Genomic DNA, 3,812 nt, shown 5'->3' on the forward strand with positions numbered 1-3,812 from the left:
GGCTTGGGCGGCCGGGCGAGCGGGGGGGGGGGTGAACCCGGGCCTGTCCCGCGGGGCAGCCGGGGGGCCCGCCCCCCCGGGGGGGCGGGGCAGCCCCGCCCCCCCGGCCCCCGCTGCCGGGCCCGCGCCGGGGCCCGCCCGGGGGCGGCTCGCCGGTCGACGGGTCGGTCGGCTCCTGCGTCGGCGGATTGCCGTCGTCGGTCGCGGGCGGGGTGGTCGGCTCCGTCGGCTCATCGGTGGGCTCGGTCGTCGGGTTGGTCTCCGGCGGCGTCGTCGGCTTCTGCGTCTCGGGCGCCTGCGTCGGCCGGTTGGTCTTCGGCGGGGTCCAGCCACCGGTGGTGTTGGAGCTGCTGTCGTCGCTGCTCGGCTCCTCCGAAGGAGTCGTCTCCTTGCTCGGCTTCTCCGACGGCTCCTCGGACTTCTTCTCGGTGGTGGTGTCCGTGACCTTGTCGCCCGGCGTCTTCTTGTTGCCGTTGTCGTTGGCCGCGTTCACCGCGAGGACCACGCCGACCACCACCGCGATCAGCGCCAGCGCCGCGAACAGCCACACCTTGCCGCGCCCCCGGCCGCCGGGACCGTCCCCGTCGAACCCGCCGTCGTCGTCCCCGCGCCCGCCGCCGATGAACACCGGCTGCTGCGAGGTGTCGCCCTGCCCCGGGTTCGGCATCGCGGACGCGCCCGCCATGCCCATCGCCGGCGTCGCCGCACCGAGGTGGGCCACCGGACCGGTGTTCCAGGTACCGGTGTAGCCGCCCTCCTCGTGCAGCATCTGGAGCGCGTACTGGACCAGGCCGCGCATCTCCTCCGCGCTCTGGAACCGGTCGTCCGGGTCCTTCGCGAGCGAGCGCATCACCAGCCCGTCGAGCTCCGGCGGCACCCCTTCGGTGACCTCCGACGGCGGCACCGGCATGTCCTGCACGTGCTGGTAGACCACCGACAGCGGGGTCTCGCCGGTGAACGGCGGACGCAGCGCGAGCAGCTCGTACAGCAGGCAGCCGGTCGCGTACAGGTCCGAGCGGTGGTCGACGGCCTTGCCGAGCGCCTGCTCGGGCGAGAGGTACTGCGGGGTGCCCATGACCATGCCGGTCTGGGTCATGGTGCTGGCGGCGCCGTGCAGGGCACGGGCGATGCCGAAGTCCATCACCTTGACCGCGCCGCCGTTGGTGATGATGACGTTGGCGGGCTTGATGTCCCGGTGCACGATGCCGTGCTGGTGGCTGTAGGCCAGGGCTTCCAGCACGCCGGAGACGATGATCAGCGCCTGGTCCGGCGGCGGGGCCTCCGCGTTGAGCAGCAGCTCGCGGATGGTGTGGCCCTCGACCAGCTCCATGACGATGTAGGGGACGACGTGCTGACGGCCGCCGGCCGCGCCGACCAGGTCCTCGCCCGAGTCGTACACGGCGACCACCGCGTGGTGGTTCAGACCGGCGACGGACTGGGCCTCGCGGGTGAAGCGGGCCTTGGAGACCGGGTCCTCCGCGAGGTCGGCCCGCAGCAGCTTGACGGCCACCGTGCGCCCCAGGCGCACGTCCTCGGCGGCGAAGACCTCGGCCATGCCGCCCCGGCCGAGCTTGTGCGTCAGGCGGTACCGTCCGTCACCAATCAGCCCGCCATTGCCCCAAAAATCCGGCGAATCGGACATGCCAACCCCGGTGGCGTCAGAATCGGAGGGCCCCTGCGCGCCCTGGGTCTGTGCCATCAGTCCTCGCGTCGTTTCTATCCACTCGCACGGGCTAGGGTTCCCCACGCCAGCGGGTGGGGTCGTACTTCGCTAAGGCACGCTACAGGCTCCGAGCGGCCCACCGGTTCGTGATGGACCGGCCATCAAACCCGTTTGGGGCGGAGCCTGGCAAATCACGTGACGGCTTCTTGCGCATCCGGTCACGGAACGGGCACGCGGCTTGACGTGTCGCCCCCCTGGGGCAGACTTGGCCGAGAAATAGGGATCACCGAGCGTTTGACAAGCCAAACGGCCGTTCACGGCCGGGGCAGCGCGCCAAGGGGGAAGTACACGATGAGCCAGCACGGCGCGCAGGGCCGCTACCAGGGCCACTCCATCGCCGGCGGGCGCTACCAGCTCCAGGACCTCCTCGGCGAGGGCGGCATGGCCTCGGTGCACCTGGCCTACGACACCGCGCTCGACCGTCAGGTGGCCATCAAGACCCTGCACACCGAGCTCGGCCGGGAGCAATCGTTCCGCGAACGTTTCCGTCGCGAGGCCCAAGCCGTCGCCAAGCTGTCACACACCAACATCGTCTCCGTCTTCGACACCGGCGAGGACGAGCTCGGCGGCGGCCTGATGCCGTACATCGTCATGGAGTACGTGGAGGGCCAGCCGCTGCGCTCGGTGCTCGACGCGGACACCCGGCAGTACGGGGCGATGCCCGCCGACAAGGCCCTGAAGATCACCGCCGACGTGCTCGCGGCGCTTGAGGTCAGCCACGAGATGGGCCTGGTCCACCGCGACATCAAGCCCGGCAACGTGATGATGACCAAGCGCAACGTGGTCAAGGTCATGGACTTCGGCATCGCCCGCGCCATGCAGTCCGGCGTCACCTCGATGACGCAGACCGGCATGGTCGTCGGCACCCCGCAGTACCTCTCCCCCGAGCAGGCGCTCGGCCGCGGCGTGGACGCCCGCTCCGACCTGTACTCGGTCGGCATCATGCTCTTCGAGCTGGCCACCGGCCGGCTGCCGTTCGACGCGGACTCGCCGCTGGCCATCGCGTACGCGCACGTACAGGAAGAGCCGGTCGCCCCCTCCACCATCAACCGCTCGCTGACCCCGGCGCTGGACGCGCTGGTGGCCCGGGCGCTGAAGAAGAACCCGAACGAGCGCTTCCCGACCGCCGAGGCGATGCGCGACGAGTGCGCGCGCATCCTGGGCAGCGGCCAGTCGGGCGCGGCGCCCGCGGTGATCACCGGGGCCGGCCCGGCCCGCAGCGGCGCCGGCGTCGGCTCCGCCGTCTTCCCGCCGGTCGACCAGCAGGCGCCGGCCCCCGCCCAGCAGCCCAGCGTGCAGACCCCGTACGCGCCTCAGCAGCACGGCTACCAGAGCGGCGGCTACGGCCCCAGCACGCCGGCCCCCGGCCCGTACGCGCCGCAGCAGCAGACCCCGCCGCCCGGCTACCAGACGCCCGCGCCGTACGGCACCGGCCAGGGCACGCCGCCGCCGTACGGGACGCCGGCGCCGGCCCCCGCCAGCGGTGGCGGACACGGCGGCCAGGGCGGCGACGGCGGCAGCAAGAAGGTCATGATCGGCTCCGCCGTGGTGGCCGCGATCGCCGTACTCGCCGTGATCATCGCCTTCGTCGCGAAGGGCGGCGACGACGGTGACGGCAAGGAGGAGCAGGCCAAGCCGACCGAGACGCCGACGGAGACGGTCGCCGGCTTCAAGGAGGGCGACAAGTCCAAGACGATCGACCCGGAGAAGTGCACCGACGCGTACGAGGCGCCGGACAAGACGGGGTCGTACATCATGCCGAAGTTCCAGTACCTCTACATCGACTCGGTCAAGACCTGCCTGAAGAAGGCCGGCTGGAAGTACGAGGTCGTGCCGATGAACGAGAGCGTCTGGGGCAAGGGCACCGTCATGGAGTACACCTTCGACCAGCGCGAGCCCTTCGACCCCAAGGAAGACAAGGTCGAACTGACGGTCTCCACGGGCAACCCGGAGTAGGGCCGGCGGCGGTCGCCCGGCCGGCGGGGCCGGGGCGATCGGCTGGCTCGGCGCCGGGTGGGGTGTGCCCGCGGGGCACGAGAGCAGAGCGTGAAAGGGGCGGGGTGGGCCCGGGGGGTGGGGGCCCGGGGGG

At 72.1% G+C, this 3,812-nt stretch carries 2 protein-coding genes; one reads left to right on the forward strand and one right to left on the reverse strand.

Translation table 11 applies throughout. The annotated features are described in order from the left end of the window. On the reverse strand, positions 1–1,699 hold a 1,699-nt coding region (locus AAHZ94_RS30275; protein WP_349996924.1), incomplete at its 3' end, for a protein kinase domain-containing protein. A 315-nt stretch (positions 1,700–2,014) separates the two neighbouring features. On the opposite strand from AAHZ94_RS30275, the gene AAHZ94_RS30280 reads away from it, so the two are divergent. Continuing rightward, complete coding sequence (locus AAHZ94_RS30280; RefSeq protein WP_349996925.1) at positions 2,015–3,679, forward strand: protein kinase domain-containing protein; 1,665 nt, start codon at positions 2,015–2,017, stop codon at positions 3,677–3,679. Positions 3,680–3,812: the final 133 nt, after the last annotated feature.

Origin of the sequence: Streptomyces sp. HSW2009 (assembly GCF_040240285.1) — a bacterium.
Classification (GTDB): Bacteria; Actinomycetota; Actinomycetes; order Streptomycetales; family Streptomycetaceae; genus Streptomyces.

What these genes read in the sequence shown, in the direction of transcription:
- AAHZ94_RS30280 (WP_349996925.1), top strand. Translation starts at nt 2,015, where the DNA reads ATGAGCCAGCACGGCGCGCAGGGCCGCTACCAGGGCCACTCCATCGCC.